General features: G+C 66.1%; 15 protein-coding genes and 2 pseudogenes. 3 read left to right on the forward strand and 14 right to left on the reverse strand.

The genetic code is table 11. The annotated features are described in order from the left end of the window. Nucleotides 1-330 (forward strand): hypothetical protein (locus ABZ909_RS26685; RefSeq protein WP_357004424.1); only part of this gene is annotated, 330 nt, incomplete at its 5' end. Between the two features lie 83 nt (nt 331-413). On the opposite strand, the gene ABZ909_RS26690 is transcribed toward ABZ909_RS26685, so the two are convergent. From ABZ909_RS26690 to ABZ909_RS26730, 9 genes are all read right to left on the reverse strand, one after another. Beyond that, entirely contained in the window at nt 414-710 is a 297-nt protein-coding gene (locus ABZ909_RS26690) for a YbaB/EbfC family DNA-binding protein (protein ID WP_357004426.1), read from the reverse strand. After that, the gene (locus tag ABZ909_RS26695; RefSeq protein WP_357004428.1) at nt 707-1,045 is read right to left on the reverse strand and encodes a hypothetical protein; all 339 of its coding nucleotides are present in this window, start codon (nt 1,043-1,045) and stop codon (nt 707-709) included. The genes ABZ909_RS26690 and ABZ909_RS26695 overlap by 4 nt, the downstream gene beginning before the upstream one ends. Next, on the reverse strand, nt 1,042-1,419 hold the full coding sequence (locus ABZ909_RS26700; protein ID WP_357004431.1) for a hypothetical protein: 378 nt from the start codon (nt 1,417-1,419) through the stop codon (nt 1,042-1,044). Before ABZ909_RS26700 ends, ABZ909_RS26695 begins: the two co-directional genes overlap by 4 nt. A gap of 68 nt (nt 1,420-1,487) precedes the next feature. Next, on the reverse strand, nt 1,488-2,804 hold the full coding sequence (locus tag ABZ909_RS26705) for a hypothetical protein (protein ID WP_357004433.1): 1,317 nt from the start codon (nt 2,802-2,804) through the stop codon (nt 1,488-1,490). Between the two features lie 31 nt (nt 2,805-2,835). After that, nucleotides 2,836-3,180 carry a hypothetical protein gene (locus ABZ909_RS26710; protein ID WP_357004435.1) on the reverse strand — a complete coding sequence of 115 codons (345 nt, stop codon included), beginning with the start codon at nt 3,178-3,180 and terminating at the stop codon, nt 2,836-2,838. Between the two features lie 17 nt (nt 3,181-3,197). Further along, the gene (locus ABZ909_RS26715) at nt 3,198-4,013 is read right to left on the reverse strand and encodes a hypothetical protein (RefSeq protein WP_357004437.1); all 816 of its coding nucleotides are present in this window, start codon (nt 4,011-4,013) and stop codon (nt 3,198-3,200) included. 699 nt (nt 4,014-4,712) lie between these two features. Continuing rightward, on the reverse strand, nt 4,713-4,973 hold the full coding sequence (locus ABZ909_RS26720; RefSeq protein WP_357004439.1) for a hypothetical protein: 261 nt from the start codon (nt 4,971-4,973) through the stop codon (nt 4,713-4,715). A gap of 307 nt (nt 4,974-5,280) precedes the next feature. Further along, a complete protein-coding gene (locus ABZ909_RS26725; RefSeq protein WP_357004441.1) occupies nt 5,281-6,057 on the reverse strand; it encodes a hypothetical protein in 777 nt (258 codons plus the stop codon). A 739-nt stretch (nt 6,058-6,796) separates the two neighbouring features. Beyond that, nucleotides 6,797-8,623, reverse strand: coding sequence for a pentapeptide repeat-containing protein (locus ABZ909_RS26730; RefSeq protein ID WP_357004443.1), 1,827 nt, complete (start codon nt 8,621-8,623; stop codon nt 6,797-6,799). Nucleotides 8,624-9,070: 447 nt separating this feature from the next. On the opposite strand from ABZ909_RS26730, the gene ABZ909_RS26735 reads away from it, so the two are divergent. Then, nucleotides 9,071-9,454 carry an IPT/TIG domain-containing protein gene (locus tag ABZ909_RS26735; RefSeq protein ID WP_357004445.1) on the forward strand — a complete coding sequence of 128 codons (384 nt, stop codon included), beginning with the start codon at nt 9,071-9,073 and terminating at the stop codon, nt 9,452-9,454. A gap of 294 nt (nt 9,455-9,748) precedes the next feature. On the opposite strand, the gene ABZ909_RS26740 is transcribed toward ABZ909_RS26735, so the two are convergent. After that, complete coding sequence (locus tag ABZ909_RS26740; RefSeq protein ID WP_357004447.1) at nt 9,749-10,222, reverse strand: SgcJ/EcaC family oxidoreductase; 474 nt, start codon at nt 10,220-10,222, stop codon at nt 9,749-9,751. Nucleotides 10,223-10,305: 83 nt separating this feature from the next. Between ABZ909_RS26740 and ABZ909_RS26745 the strand changes: the two genes are divergently transcribed. Then, nucleotides 10,306-10,779, forward strand: coding sequence for a MarR family transcriptional regulator (locus tag ABZ909_RS26745; RefSeq protein ID WP_357004450.1), 474 nt, complete (start codon nt 10,306-10,308; stop codon nt 10,777-10,779). A gap of 220 nt (nt 10,780-10,999) precedes the next feature. On the opposite strand, the pseudogene ABZ909_RS26750 reads toward ABZ909_RS26745, so the two are convergent. The 4 genes and pseudogenes from ABZ909_RS26750 to cysD form a co-directional block, all read right to left on the reverse strand. After that, a pseudogene (locus tag ABZ909_RS26750) lies at nt 11,000-11,254 on the reverse strand (Tn3 family transposase); the annotation flags it as partial. A gap of 209 nt (nt 11,255-11,463) precedes the next feature. Beyond that, nucleotides 11,464-12,617, reverse strand: a pseudogene (locus ABZ909_RS26755) (3'(2'),5'-bisphosphate nucleotidase CysQ). Beyond that, nucleotides 12,614-14,467, reverse strand: a complete 1,854-nt coding sequence (gene cysC / locus ABZ909_RS26760) for an adenylyl-sulfate kinase (RefSeq protein WP_357004453.1) — start codon at nt 14,465-14,467, stop codon at nt 12,614-12,616. Before cysC ends, ABZ909_RS26755 begins: the two are co-directional and overlap by 4 nt. Beyond that, nucleotides 14,467-15,390 (reverse strand): sulfate adenylyltransferase subunit CysD, encoded by a 924-nt coding sequence (gene cysD / locus ABZ909_RS26765; protein ID WP_357004456.1) that lies wholly within the window; start codon nt 15,388-15,390, stop codon nt 14,467-14,469. The genes cysC and cysD overlap by 1 nt, the downstream gene beginning before the upstream one ends. Nucleotides 15,391-15,862: the final 472 nt, after the last annotated feature.

Genomic DNA, 15,862 nt, shown 5'->3' on the forward strand with positions numbered 1-15,862 from the left:
GCTCCCAGAAGCGGCCTGGATCAACCCGCCTCCGAAGGAGAATGCCGACACAGAACAGGCAGCCTGACCCGTCTCATCCGGTTTGACAGATTCCGGACGGTCACGGTGTTCGCCGCGATCCTCGTGATGGTGGGCCTGGTCGTGACGGCGGCGGTCCACAATCTCGCACCAGTCGTGCCTCTGGCCCGAGGCTTGTGGCCCTATGCCGGCGGGATAACAGTTGTCTGGTTCGCCGGCGTGATCCTCGTGCGACGGCGGAAGTCCAGCCGGGTGGAGCCGGATGATCCGTTGTCGTCCGGAACCAGCCAGGGCCCCGCTCGTGTGCCATGAGGCCACGGTCGCGTGTTCGTGGCCTCGGCGGGTGGCCACGAACACACGAGGTAGCAGCGGACCTGGTCGTGCGTGCTGATCGCCTAGGTGAGGGCGTCGCTGAGGCCCGCGAGGAGCCCAGCACGCTGTCGGGCTGCGTCGAGGGTGGCCTCGTTGATGGTGGCCAGGATCGCGGCGGCGGCGTGCTCGGGCGGGTACGCGGTCAGCGACTCGGCCAACGTCAGCCCGGCCAATGAGCCGTCCCCGGCGACCTGCGCGGTGATCACGCCGTCCAGGCTGGTCGCGTGCCCGCCTACGCGGGTGAGGCCGTCGGCGGTGAGGGTGAGGGCTTCGAGCTGGTCGCCGACCTGCGCGATCAGGGTCTGTATGTCAGCACTCACAGGGCACGCACCCAACTGTGCGGGGCCGCATCGGCGGTGCGGGCGTCCAGCCGCGCGAGTTCGGTGGCGACGGTGTCGGGGTCGGGCAGGCCGAGGCGGTCCAGCAGCACGCCGGCCAAACCCATCGCGGCGAGGGCGTCGCGGCGGCGGCCGCGGGCGAGCAGGGTGCAGCGTTGGGCGAGGCGGACGATCTCGGCGGCCAGGGAGGCGGCGCCGTGGCCGTATTCGCTGGCCTCGAACCGCAGTTCGGTGATCTGGCCGGCGTCGGTGGCGGTCACGGTGATGGTGCGGTTGCTGCTGGTGGTGGTGAACACCGGCACGTCGGGGTCGGTCATGGGTTGGCCTTGATCTCGATGGTGAAAGACGTCGAATACTCGGCGGTGGAGTGCTTTTCGATCTCGTGGTAGCTGGTGTGCTTCTCGATGCATACGGTGCCCGCCTCGGTGGTGGTGTCGGCCCCGAGTACCGGATCGGTGGCTGTTATCGGGCCCCACAGGGCGGCGGCGCGTTCGGGGTTGCCCCACAGCGAGGTCGGGTGTCCAGGCTGGGCGGTGGGTAGGTCGTCCCAGGAGTGGTCCCGGATGTCACCGGTGACCTCGAAGTCCAGGTCACCGGCCGCCGCCGGGCACATCGGGGCGGGGGCCCGGGGTTCGGAGGGTGGGGAGACGGTCGGGCCGCCCGCGAATCCGGGCAGGTCGAACAGGGTCATGAGGGGTTGAGCCTTTCTCGCGGGCCCGGTGGGAATGAGGAGGGGCCACCGGGGCGCGGTCGGCGGTGCTAGGTGGTGGTGCCTGCCTGTCCGTTGCGTTTCTTGCTGGTGTCGTCGTTGCCGGGCTGGGTGGGCTTGCCCGTGATCGGCGGAACGACCGCGCCGCCGCCGTCGGGAGCCGCCCCGGCCTGCGGCTGGGCCTGGGGTTGAGCAGGTTGGGCGGGCTGGGGGTTCTGGCCGCCGCCGCTGTTCGCCAGGCCGGGAGTGAGGTTGCCACCGGTCTGGGCACCGCCGCCGGTATCGGTGACCGGGGTCGTGGGGCCCGGATCGGCCAAGCCGGGCGTCAAGCTGTTGCCGCCGGTCTGGACGCCGCCGCCGGTCTGGGTGCCACCCGGGGTCGTACCGCCTCCGGATGTGTTGGCGGCGAGGGCTTTCTCCGCGTAGGTCTCACCTTTTTCGATGGCGGTCGTGAGCACGGTCGAGCCCTTGTCGATCAGCGCGGATCCGAGGGTGACCGCGCCGGTGATCAGCGCCGAGCCGAGGGTGACACCGGCCGAGAGCAACGCCGATTGAATCGTCAGCTGCGCGGCCAGCTCCGGATTGGACTGCGCGAGCGTGGAGTTGGTGTAGTCGCCGCCGTACTGGGTGTTGGAGCCGTTGCTGTTCCAGCCGCTGTAGTTGTTGGCGCTGTTCCAGCCGTTGTTGCCGTAGCCGTAGTAGCTGTTCTGGCCGTTGGTCCCGTACTGGGTGTTGGTGGCGCCCGGATTCGGGTACTGGGTGTTGGTGTTGGCGGGGGGCTGGGTGGCGCCGCCGTCGGTCGGCAGGGCGGCGGGCACGCTCACTCCGGAACCGTCGGAGATGTCTTTGACCTTCGAGGTGAGGGTGTCCATCTGGCCGTCGGCGGCTTTGACCACACCCACGCCGTCACGCACGTAGTCCGCGGCCAGCGACACGACCGGGTCGAGATCGGCTTGTGAGCGGGCGGCTTTCACCAGCGGCGTGGCCTGGGCCCGGAAATCGGCGATGAGGGTGTCGAGGGCGTCGGCGGCCTTGTCGCGGGTGTCGTAGGCCGAGGTCAGCAGCGGCGCAAGACTTTCCGACACGCCAGCTAGGGCGCCGACCTCACCGCCGGTCTTGGTCATGGCAGGGACCGCGGCCGTGGCGGTCTCGGTCGATGTCAGGTGGGTGATTCCGGCCCGGTGGGTGTCGTCGGAGGCGCGCACCGTGGCCGGTACCGCCGCCATCGCCGCGAGGGCCCGCCCGTCGGGGCGGGCGCCGTCGCCCAGGGCCGCGCGTAGTTTCACCAGCGGCGCGACCAACGCGGTGACCAGGGCGAGTTCGGGCACCACGGTCACGGCGTCACCGGGGTGGGTTCGGGTCTGCATTATTGGTTGTCCCCCTGCTTGTCTGGTGGCCCTAGGCCTGGATTTCGTCGGTGCCGGGCACCGCGCCCGCGATCCGGTCGGCGGAGTCGCTGTCCACCCCGCCGAGCACGGTGCCCCACGTGGTGATCCCTTGGCCGTAGGCGTCGGTGAGCGCGCAGGCGGTGCCGAGGTGGCCGCTGTGGGTGTTCCAGGCGTCCGACCAGGCCGCGGCGAACCCGTTGCCGAGGGTCCCCAGCCCGGACAGGTCGATGCCGGCCACGGTCTGGGCGTGGTCTTTGGCGGTGCCCAGCAGGGCGGCAGCGTCGCTGGCCGCGCTCACGTACGCGGCGGCGGCGGGATAGTCGAACACGACCCGATCGTTGGCGTTGGTATCCATGCGAATTCTCCTGTCTGTCAGGGGTTTTTCCGGATAGCGGTGATGAGCACCCGACCGTGGTCGGTGCGGGTGGTGATGGTCTGGGCCCACTGCTGGGGGGTCGTGTCGGTCGGGAACTGTTCCGACAGCACCACATTCCAGGTGTCGGCCGCCCCGTCGGCTTTGCTGATGTGGACGCAGTACTTCGTGGTCACGGGCACCGAATCGATCCCGGCCTGGATCGCGGCAGCATCGGGGACCGCAGCATCTGCGCTCACCCAGTCCCGGGCCCGCGCACCGGAACGATCGGCGTAATAGGCCCATTCGAACCCCAGAATCGCGCCCGGCCCGCTGCCCGGGTCGCCGGGACCGGCACCGACCACCGCATCAGCGGTCTTGGTCGGGTAGCAATCGGTGGTGGCATGCGGATAGCCCTCCGTCGTCGCCGGCGCCGCTGGGGTGGCGGCCACGGTCGAGGCGGGCGCGGCCTTCGAGGGGCCGCTGCTCTTGGGTGAGTTGTTCCCGAGGTTGGCCGTCAGCACCACCACGACCACCACGGCCACGCCCGCCATCACGAGAAGCGCGGGCCCGCGGCCACGCTCACGGGGACTGTCGTTGCCGGGATCGCGGCGGCGTTTGAGGCGGGCACGTGCCACGGCGCCGACCCCGCCGGAGCGGTCGACGAACGCGGCGCGGGCGTGGTCGGAGTAGGTTTCGCCGTGCTCGGTCGCGGCACGACCGGGAAGCCACGACTCCCACGACCCGCCCGAATCCGACTCCGGGTCATCGGTTTCCGGGGCCAGCGGCTCGGGCAGCAAATCCCGCGAGTGTGGCAGTGGCTCGGATTCCGCCAAGGTTGCTGCTCCCCCTCCATTCAGCACGCCCACACGGGCGACCACTCATTTCGGTACCGGTGAGTGGAGTCGCTGACAACCGTAACCCGTTGCGGGACAAAAGGTCGGGACACATGGGACTCGTGCACCGCGGGCCCGATCGTGTCAGGAAATTCGGAAACCGACTTCAATCTGACGCATTCCGGCCCGGTCGGGGTTGTGGCGCTGGGGTGTACCCCAAAACGACATCATGAAGGGAGATGCGCCTCGGCTATGGCTGTGGGCTTACGTTGGGATATGAGCGATTACATGCGTGAGTCGAGTCGGCAATGGGCGCGGAACAAGGCTGAGGCGGAAAGGGCGCTGAGGGAGTACAGCGAGTTCCTGCGGAAAAATCCAGGAGAATCCCGTCTTCCACCGATCCCTGCCGACGCCGAGCATGGGTGGGACCGTCGCAAGAGTGAGGCCCACCGGCAACGTCCCTCAGATTCCTCGGGCTCCTGGGTTCGCCGCGTCCGCAGATTCTTGCAACCGGACCAGCCGGTCGACAAGCGCCCGCAACACCTGAAGGGCGTCCACGGGAACAGAAGCCAGAATGGTGGGAGTTCGTCGTCCGGCGACGGGGCATCCGGTTACGGCTACTTCTCTGGAGGCACCGGCTATTGACATTGACTTCCATCGTTTCGGTCAGCGGGTGCCGGCAAGCTCACCGTCGCGCGATCAGTAGTACCCGCCCGGCCGGTAGCCCGTTGGCGGGTGGGGCCTTCTCCCGCCCTTGGACTCGTAACCCGCCCAATATCCGTCGTCGTAGCCCACACCCACATCCGTCATGCTGTTGGTAAGCGGGTCCATGTCCAGGCTTGCGTCTTGGACGTACTTGTTGTGGTCACCGGGGGTTCTCGCCCCCTTGGGGTGATTGCCGTCCTTCACCCCATCCTTGAAGCCCTCCGCAAAGCCGCGCTCGTAGTCTTTCCGACTCATTTCGTTTGCCTCCCTTGGTCTTACGGCCAGAGTGTCAGGCTGGCAGCGGCGTAGATCGGTGAACGCACGCTCTTAGCTCAGTTGGCAGAGACGAAAACGGGACTGGGGTGGTCGAAACACCTCGGTCCCGCAGTAGATCTAGCTGCGCCACGCCAGCTCGCCGGGGTGCATCAGACAGGACAACCAGCGCGAAAAGAAACAGGTTCCCGAACACTTCGCCCTGCAGAAACGACCGCCGGATCCGGCGATGGGCCCGGGTTCGTCAGATGATCGTTTTCCGAACGTGGAGGACCCGGCGCCGCAACGACTATCGGGCTCTGTCGGGTTTCCAGTCGGTGGTCGCGAAAGGATGTTTGTCCGGTGTCCAGTCGTCGGCACAGTGGTAGACGTCGACCCTGCCGACCTTCAGCGGCTTCCGCATATCCCGCAGCGGTGGTAGCCCGATCCTCGTGTCGGCGGTTATCCAGATCTTGGTGAGCAGACGCTGACGCCCAGGAAGGTCGGTGTACGCGACGGCGATGTAGGCCGTACCGTCTTCGAGCGCCTTGACCAGGTTGCCGACCGTTTTGTACTTGATTTTGGGAACGAAATACTCGAAACGTGCACTCTCGCCGGCGGGAACGACTTGTCGGTCGAGATCGCCGGTATGGATGTCGACCGCACCGATCCGGACTCCCTGCACGAACGCGACCGAGGCACCCACGTTGCGTAGTTCCATGACAACCCCAGCGGTCCCCGCGCCGCGGATGTCCTTCGTGGACAGCGCGACGTTCCACCACACGTTGGTGTCGGCGTCTTCGTCGGTCGTATGGCGGCGGTCGCGTCGGATAGGAGCATCCACGATCATCGGCCGGATCGAGGTCTCGAAGGCGCTGCGATCCTGTGCCAGTTGATCTTTGGCCACGTTCACCTGGTCGGCCACGGCCTGCGCCGACTTGGATGCGGCGTCGGCCTGGCGGTGCGCGTCGGCGGCGGCCTTCGTGGCGAGCAGGAATGCCAGTAGCGCGATCACGGCAGCCGCGATCGTGCCGACCATGGTGCCGGTATCCACCCAGGAACCGTGCCCGTCCGCGAGCAACAACATACGCACGATGATGCCGTGCCCACCGGCGGCACATCAGCATTTGAACTGTGTCCTTCGAACGGGGCAGGTCCTGCCCCGGACAGCGTTCGGCCGCCGGAGTCCTTGTCATGGTCGGCATCTGATCGTTCTCCGAATAGCACGGGGTCGGGCACGCGCCCGGCACCGCCGATCGGCGGGGTCGGGGCCCGCAGCACGGGCACTGGGAACGTTGATTCGGAGACGGGGTTCCAAGAACTTCACCTATGAGATCCGAACAGCCGTGTGGGCCAGGGTTTTCGATCGTTGGCCAGTCCGGAACGCGCGCACCGTCCAGCCGCGGTGCGTCAACCGGCTGCCCGGACAAGGATTACCAAAAATGTTGGTAGTTCAGCTCATCCCCGGTCGATAGGTTCACTCCCGTGATGGAGCTGCTCACCGTGTGCGGTGGCTTGGGCGTGACCGGCACTCTGGGCATGTGGCTGCGCCACGATGGCTTGGTCCGCCTCGTCTCTGGATTTATCGCTGTCCTGCACCCCGACCCCCATCCGCCGGCGCGACGCGCGCACCGTCCTCCGATGTACGAGCCAGCCCGCGGCTGGTCGCAGGGCCGACCGCGCCGATCCCACAGACCGGCAGGCTGGTTGATCGTGTAACCAGCACCCCGACTTCGCAACACACTTCTCGACACGGCGCCCGAACCACAATCCTGCCGATTCATGTTCGGGTGCCGTGGTGTTGGGAACCGATCGATTCTCGCCACTCATCCAGTCGCACGTGGCGGAGCGACAGCTGGCGGCCAGTCCTGAGGCTCGACGTTGTTCGGCTTCTGACCAGGGTCCCGGTCCCAGTCGAACCTTGGTGCTGGCGGGCCCCATTGCCGCGGATCAGCGAACGAAATGACTTCAGCACCGAAATCCACCTTTGCAAACCTGGTGGTGCCGGAGAAGGTCGCGCCCTCGAACCAGGCGGTGCCGGAGAAGGTCGCGCCCTCGAACCGGGTGGTGCCGGAGAAGGTCGCGTTCCGGAACTTGGTGGTGCCGGAGAAGGTCGCGTTCCGGAACTGGGCGTCGCCGGAGAAGGTCGTGCCCTCGAACCAGGCGTCGCTGGAGAAGGTCGCGTCCCCAAACTGGGCGTTGCTGGAGAAGTTCGCGTCCCCGAACCAGGCCATGCTGGAGAAGGTCGCGCCCCCGAACTGGGCGTCGCCGGAGAAGGTCACACCCTCGAACCAGGCGGTGCCGGAGAAGGTCGCGCCCCCGAACCGGGTGATGCCGGAGAAGGTCGCGCCCCAGAACTTGGTGGCACCGGAGAAGGTCGCGTCCCCGAACTGGGCGTCGCCGGAGAAGGTCGTGCCCTCGAACCAGGCGTCGCTGGAGAAGGTCGCGTCCCCGAACTGGGCGTCACTGGAGAAGTTCGCGTCCCCGAACCAGGCCATGCTGGAGAAGGTCGCGCCCCCGAACAGGGCGCCGCCGGAGAAGGTCACACCTCCGAACCAGGCGGTGCCGGAGAAGGTCGCGCCCCCGAACCGGGCGTCGCCGGAGAAGGTCGCGTCCCCGAACTGGGCGTCGCCGGAGAAGGTCGCGTCCCCGAACCAGGCGTCGCCGGAGAAGGTCACGTCCCCGAACCAGGCGTTGCTGGAGAAGGTCGCGTCCCCGAACTGGGCGCCGCTGGAGAAGGTCACGTCCTCGAACCAGGCGAAGCCGGAGAAGGTCGCGCCCTCGAACCAGGTGCCGCTGGAGAAGGTCGCGCCCCCGAACCTGGCCTCGCTGGAGAAGGTCGCGCCCCCGAACTCAGCGCCGCCGGAGAAGGTCGCGTCCCCGAACCTGGCGTCGCCGGAGAAGGTCACGCGCCCGAACCTGGCGTCGCCGGAGAAGGTCGCGCCCTCGAACCGGGCGGTGCCGGAGAACTGGGCGGCGGTGAAGTCGATGTCTTCGAGGTATGCGGTACGGAAGTCGAAATCGCTTGTTGACCAGCTGTACTCAGCGGCGGGTCGGAGATGGTCGGCGATGACGCGGACGATGGTTACGCGTACCTCTCTGTCGTTGTGTCTGTACTCGAGGTGGCGCTCGGAGTCGTCGGCGCGGGTGCCGTCGGTGGTCGCGCGGTGGTGTTTGAGGACCAGCTTGCTCTGGTGGTTGGCCCCGAGTTCGGGACTGTAGGGCAGGCGCAGGTAGCCGCACAGGACGTCGATGCATTGCTGACGGCGCAGTCCACTCGATTCGTCGGCGACACCGGCCATGGCGTAGACCCCGGCGATGCGGACCGCGACATCGGTCGCGCCGAGCTGTGCGGCGGCGGCACCGAAGCGTTCGACGAACCGGCCCTGCTCGATATCACGTTGCCGCCGGTAGGCGATCACCAATGCGACCACACCACCGACTCCAGCAACCACGGTCAACGCGATCCGGGTGACATCGATGTCACCGGCGGTCTTGCTCGGATCGATCGGGGTGATCCAGCGCAGGAATCGGTAGGCGGCGAACGCTACGAGCAGTCCGCCGCACAGTGCTAGGAAGACCGCGGGGAACAGGCCGATCCGTCCAGCGAAGCGACCAATTGCCTTGTTGCGCTTTCCCACCCACACGAGCACCGCTCGATTGTGCTCGACACCACGCCCCACCGCTCGCGATTCGTCGGCCCGTTGTTGCGGTTGATGAACAGGCTTTCGAACACCGCTTCATGCGCAGGCGCGGGATGCCCGGACCAAGGACCGCCGGCGTATGGGAACCATCGTTTTCCGAACGTCAGACGAACCTGTCGGTGGCATCATCGACCGCCAGGACCGGAGACTGCCCGCGTGCGTAGCCCGGGCTATCGGTTGCGGCGAGCAGGGTGAGTGGTCAGTCCGGGGCGAAGATCACGTCGGGGTGGACATGCAGGGCCCGCGGCGATTGCGGTCCGGCAGGATAGCGAGCCCGCTTTACTTGATTGCTGAAGATTAGCTATGGGTTGGTTTCGGTATCGGCGCGGCGTTGCCTGGCAGCGGTAGGGCTTGGTGGCGGTGCGCTCACAGTCGATTCGAAGGAGGGGTAGGACGATGGCTCTGATCACAGGGATGAGCCCCAATCAGGCTACGACAGCGGGCGGCACCAAGATCACCGTGACGGGATCGGGTCTGCAGGGGGCCAGCGAGCTGTTCTTCCAAGACCAGAACCTGGCGCGCTATCCCGTGGTGAATTACACGGTGGACAGTGACAGCCAGATCACCCTGTACACGCCTAACACCGGCGGCACAATGGGCTCATTCGATCTCATGGTCATGGTCATGGTCAACGGAAAAGCGGCCAACACCCCGCTGGTCAACACCGTAGTCCCGGACGGAGACAACCTGAGCACCAAAGGCACGGGCGGTGGCACCGCGGTGAAGGTTCAAGACAGCTCCAACCGGATTTTCGTGAGCGACTTCGACCTCGGCTATTAGCCTCGATCTTCCGATCTGGACGGGGGTAGTGGTGCAGGTCCCCGGAATCCGGCGGTTGCCCCACTACCGCAGATAACTCACCGAGTCGCACCGACCTGCGGACCCCGTTTTCGCACACCGCACTACCGCAGATAATGCCAGGATTATCTGCGCTCTGCGGTCGGCGATCGCGGCCTCATGGCCAAGTCCTCGGTTCGAGCGCCTGGGAAGTGACATTGGACTACCGGTGCAGGCCCGCCGGGATGTGGGGCGCGAGAGGGATGCTCCCTCTTGGCCTCAAACTCGTGGCTGCGCTCATGCTGGCTGTGCGAAGCGCTCGGACCACTCTTCGGCGCCCGGCATGGGTGTGCGGCGGGTGTTCTGAAACATGCTGATGAGCCAGCCGGCCGGCTCTCGAAGCATCACGTAGGCGACGGTGGACCGTGCGCTGTTCTCGCGCAAGGACACCTCGCCACCGTCGCTGGTCCCACTGCCGATGAGCACGATAGCCACGTCGGGGCGCACGAGACGGATCTGCGGTTCTTCCCCGAACAGGAGCACCAGCTCCTCACTGCGATGGGGGCTCTCGAACAGGAGTCGGTGTCCCTCTTCGATCTGCCCTCGCCCCTGAAGGGTGAAGCCGAAGTTGGTCGTGTACTGCGCGTCCTGAGTGAACAGAGCCGCATAGCCGGCGGCGTCACCCCTGGCCCACGTGTCGGACAGATCGGCGAAGATGGCGCGGATCGCCGAGAGATCGGCGTCGTGATGGGTCTGCGGGGTGGTGTTCATAGCTCCTCCAAGTAGAGTAGATTTATCTCTGCAAACCGAGTATTTCGGATATACGAGATAAATACAAGGGAGTGGAACGCCCTATGACTCAGCCCGCTGACGACGTCGCCCAGCGCATCGCTCGCGAACTGCGGCTGCTCGCGATCCACACTGTCGTCTACAGCCAGCAGGCGTCCTCGGCGCTCGGGCTCAATGGCACAGAGAGCGAAGTCTTGAACCTCCTCGGATTGGAGGGCTCCCGGACCGCAGGCCAGATCGCCCGCGCCACCGGCCTGAGCTCCGGCACCACCACCGGGGTGCTCGACCGACTCGAAGAGCGCGGCTACATCCGACGCGAACGCGACTCCGCGGACCGACGCAAGGTCCTCGTCACGGCCAACCCGGATGCGCTGAAGCGCGTGGGAGGCATGTTCGACGCACATGAACAGACCCTTGCGGCAGTGCTCGGCGAGTACGAAGCCGACCAGCTCGACAGCGTCGCCGAGTTCCTCGCACGACTTACCGAGGCTGCCAAACAACACCCCTTCACGACTAACCAGCAGTCGACGGGTTCCTAAACCTCCGGGGGCCATACCAGCCGGGACCGTCAACTCAGCGGCGGGTGCGACCCGCGGCGAAACAAGCCACGCCAGCACGGTAGAGGGGCCTGCCCAGGCAGTCGTTCCAGTTTCGGCGCAGCAGGCGTGCGCAGGAGGCGGCCGGCCGCGTTAGTGGTCCGGTTTCGATCGCGTGGCTCGGAGGGCGGTGGCGAGGTTAGAAGAGGGTGTCGCGCACCCGCTAGGGCCGGTAACCGGTCGAACCGAGCTGGGCGAGTTCGGCTTCGATGTCGACCTCGATCGCGCCGAAGAAGTTGATGTTCTCGCTGTGTGCCGGGCTGATGTGTGCCAGCACATCATCATCGATCCGGCGTCCGGCCCGGCGCATCTGCTCCACGGCGAGCCCGTAATACTCTGTGGTCCAGGCGATTACCGCGTTCGTGGCCAGGGTCAGGCACCAGGCTTGCTCGGTCTGGTCGTCGAGCTGGCGGGCGCGGAATCCATCAACGCCCGCATCCGCAGAGCCGTGCCGGCGCGGGCCAGCGCCGCTGGACCAGCCGCTGGTTCACGGCGTTGAATGCTTTCGACATCACCTTCGACGGCCGCGTGACCGCCGGACGGAAATAGCTTCTACCCGAACCGATTTACACCGCTAGCTAACTGGACAGACCCTTTCGGCGTTGCTCCCCGGTCGAGGTGAGCTGTTCAGGCGATGGAGGGTGGGGTCGGCTCGTAGACGACGGTGATGGCGTTGATCGTGTCGGTGTCGATCTGGAAGTGCTCGGTGATGTGCACCGTTGTGATGTTGCCCGGGACGGGTTCCATGTCGAGCAGATACCGTGCAACGACGTTGGTGTCCCACTCTCGGAATGTCAGCTGATGAATGCGGCGTAGGGGTTTGTATTGTTCGCCGGTTTCGAGCTGTTGGAGGATCTCGAGCCCTGTGGTCCCGCAGGGCTGGCCGTTCTCGACGCGGACGGTGTTCGAGGCCAGTCGGACGGCGCTGGTGTCGTGGCTGATGAGCGATTCGAGGTAGGCGCGGGCGGCGGTGATTCGTGGGCTGTCGGTGTCGGTGTTCACGGGTGCTTCTTTCAAGGGTGCGGTCAGGAGGCGGTCGTTGCGTGGTCGCGCAGTGCGGCCAGCAGTTGGGGTGCGAGGTGGGGTTGGCAGATGATGAGGTCGGGCAGGTAGGGGTGGCGTGCGTTGTAGAGCAGTGGTGATCCGTCGATGCGGCTGGTGTGCAGCCCTGCGGCGCGTGCGACGCCGACCGGGGCGGCGGAGTCCCATTCCCATTGGCCGCCGGCGTGGATGTAGGCCTCGGCGTCGCCGCGTAGGACGGCCATGGTTTTCGCGCCAGCCGAGCCCATCGAAACCAGTTCTGCGTCAATGGTTTCAGCGAGCGCGGTGGCGAAATCGGGTGGGCGGGAGTCGCTGACGACGATTCGTGGGCGTCGCTGGTGTGGCGGCGGTATCGGGGGGCGGCATTGGCTGGAGTATGCGGCGCCCAGCGCGGGTTGGGCGACGGCCGCGGCCCGGATGCCGTGGTCGCGTTCCCACAGCGCGACGTGCACTGCCCAATCGGTGCGTCCGGGAATCGCGAATTCGCGTGTGCCGTCGAGGGGGTCGATGATCCAGACCCGTGGGGCGGTCAGTCGTGTGGTGTCGTCGGGGGATTCCTCGGACAGGACGGGATCGTCGGGGCGTTCGGCGGCGAGCTGTTCGAGCAGGAATGTGTTGGACAGCAGGTCGCCGCGGCGGCGGAGCTCGGTGGGGTCGGCCGAAGCGTGGTGGCGTAGTTGCAGCAGGAGTTCTCCCGCGGTTCGGGCCAGGCGCAGCGCCAGGTGTGCGTCTGTGGTCATCGGCCGAGTCCGAAGAGGTGGTCGAGGATGATCCGGGCTTGCGTGGTGGGCGTGCCGTCGTGTGGTGCGAGCGTCAAGTCGGGGTTGGTGGGCCGTTCGTAGGGGGCGTCGATACCGGTGAATCCGGTGATCTGTCCAGCGCGCGCTTTGGCGTACAACCGTTTGGGGTCGCGTTCTTCGCAGATGTGCAGTGGGGTGTCGACGAAGACCTCGGTGAACGGCAGCCCAGCGGTGTGGTGCAGTCGACGGACGCTGTCTCGTTCGGTGCTGTAGGGACTGATGAGTGAGACGACGGCGACGAGACCGGCATCGGCGAGGATTTTGGCGACTTCTCCGACGCGGCGGACGTTTTCGGCACGCTCTGTCGCGGTGAACCCGAGGTCACTGGTCAGGCCGTGTCGCAAATTGTCGCCGTCGAGCAGGTACGCCGGTGTGCCGGAGGCGATGAGTGCGCGTTCGACCTCGACGGCGATCGAGGATTTCCCGGAACCGGACAGGCCGGTCAGCCAGATCGTCCTGCCCTGGGTGTGGCGGTCGTGGCGGTCGACGGCGTTGTTGTGCCATGCGACGTTCGTCGACGTTCGTGTGGGTGCGGTGACGACGCCGGCGGCGACGGTGTTGTTGGAGGCTTCGTCGATGAGGATGAAGCTGCCGGTGGTGCGGTTGAGCCGGTAGGGGTCGAACAGCAGTGGGTGCTGGGTGTGGAGACGGATCCGGCCGATCTGGTTCAGTTCCAGGTGCGCCGCGGATTCATCCCGGTGCAGGGTGTTGACGTCGAGTCGGTAGTCGATGGCGGTGACGCGTGCCTTGGATTCGCGTGCGGTGTGGCTGATGAGGTAGCGCGAGCCGGGGGTGAGTGTGGTGTGGTCGCTGAACCAGCAGACCATCGCGTCGATTTCGTGTCCGATGTGGGGGCGGTTGTTGGGTCGGCACAGCAGATCGCCGCGGCTGATGTCGATGTCGTCGGCGAGTTCGACGGTGACCGCGCAGGAGGCGAATGCTTCCTCGATCACGCGGCCGCCGGGGCCCCAGATCTTCTTGATCGTGGTGGTGGCGCCCGATGGGAGGACGGCGATTTCGTCACCGGGTTTGAAGACTCCGCTGGCGACGGTGCCGGCATAGCTGCGGTGGTCGTGCAGTGTGGCGTCGCGTTGCTGCTGGGGCCTGATCACGTATTGGATCGGCAGGCGGGCGTCGACGAGGTTGTGGTCGGAGGCGATGTGGACGTGTTCGAGGTGGTGCAGCAGCGAGGTGCCCTCGTACCAGGGCATGTTGGGTGTGGGTTCGACGATGTTGTCGCCCAGCAGCGCGGAGACGGGAATGAAGGTCAGGTCGCCGATGGTGAGCTTCATCGCGAATTGCCGGAACTGGTCGCAGATGTCGTCGAATCGCTGGTGGGACCAGTCGACCAGGTCCATCTTGTTGACGCACACCACCAGGTGGGGGATCCCGAGCAGGGTCGCGATGAAGGTGTGCCGCCGTGTTTGCTCGACGATGCCTTTGCGGGCATCGATGAGGATCAGCGCCAGGTCGGCGGTAGAGGCGCCGGTCACCATATTGCGGGTGTACTGGCTGTGTCCTGGGGTGTCGGCGATGATGAACGTGCGTTTCGGGGTGGCGAAATAGCGGTGTGCGACATCGATGGTGATGCCTTGCTCGCGTTCGGCGCGCAGGCCGTCGGTGAGCAGTGCGAGGTCGGTGTGCTCGTGGCCGCGGTCGGCGCTGGTGCGTGCGACAGCCTCGAGTTGGTCTTCGAAGATTGCTTTCGAGTCGAACAGCAGTCGCCCGATCAGGGTCGATTTGCCATCATCGACACTTCCGGCGGTGGCCAGGCGCAGCATCTGCGACATCAGAAATACCCCTCTTTCTTGCGGTCTTCCATTCCGGATTCGGAGATTCGGTCGTCGGCTCGGGTTGCTCCGCGTTCGGTGAGCCGGGTCGCGGCGATCTCGGCGATCACGTCCTCGACAGTGGTCGCGGCCGATTCGACGCAGCCGGTGCAGGTGGCATCGCCGACGGTGCGGAATCGCACCAGTTCGCTGTAGGGAGTTTCGTTGGGCAGCAGGGCCAGGTGCTCGGTGTGCGCGAGCAGCATTCCGTCGCGGGCGACGACATCGCGGTGGTGGGCGTAGTAGAGCGAGGGCAGTTCGATCTGCTCGTCGGCGATGTACTGCCAGATGTCGAGCTCGGTCCAGTTCGACAGCGGGAACACACGGATGTGTTCGCCGCGGCGATGACGTCCGTTGTACTGCTTCCACAGCTCGGGGCGCTGGTTCTTGGGATCCCATTGCCCGAACTCGTCGCGGAAACTGAAGATTCGTTCCTTGGCCCGGGCCTTTTCCTCGTCACGTCTGGCACCGCCGAACGCCGCGTTGAAGCCCCCCTGGTTGAGGGCACGTAGCAGCGCGGCGGTCTGCAACCGGTTACGGCTGGCGCGGGGGCCGGTCTCTTCGACCACTCGGCCGGCATCGATCTCGTCTTGGACGCTGGCGATGAGCAGGCGCAGTCCGTGGATGGCGACCATGCGATCGCGGAAGTCGATGACTTCCTCGAAGTTGTGGCCGGTATCGACGTGCATGACGGGGAACGGGACCGGCGCGGGCCAGAACGCCTTCATGGCCAGGTGCAGCATGACCACGGAGTCCTTACCACCGGAGAACAGCAGGACCGGGCGTTCGAGGGTGGCGGCGACTTCGCGGAAGATGTGGACCGCTTCTGCTTCCAGAGACTGCAGGTGTGTGAGTTCGTAGGCAGGGACGGTGGGGGATTTCACGGGCGGCTCCTCCTGACAGACCCCGCATGATGTTCCATATATGGAATGGACTGTTCGATATGGGGAATACGGCGAAGGTATGAGCCGGGTCACCGCCCGTCCATCCGGGTTCCCTGTCAGTGGGACGGCGCTGGACGTCGGTTCAGCAGTCGGGAGAATCGGTCCGCGACCGCTCGATCTCCTGCTCGGGCATCCGCGCATGCTGCGGCGAGCTGCTGGGATCATTGCTCGTGCCAACGCTTCTCGCCGTGCGCGAAAGGGTTGTCCCGTGCGCGACGCACATCAGCGACCGGCCTGATCGGGGACGCATCGATGGTCGGCTCGGTGAAATCAGGTGTCAGTGCGGTGATCTCTGTGCGTGCGGCATCGTGGCCTGTCGCGGTGCGGCAAATTGCGCTGCTTGTTCTGTTTGTCGGAGTGTCGCCGATTGTGTTGTGGCAGTGACCTGGTCACTCCATGGCAAGCGCCCGCA

Source organism: Nocardia sp. NPDC046763 (assembly GCF_040645495.1).
Taxonomy (GTDB): Bacteria; Actinomycetota; Actinomycetes; order Mycobacteriales; family Mycobacteriaceae; genus Nocardia.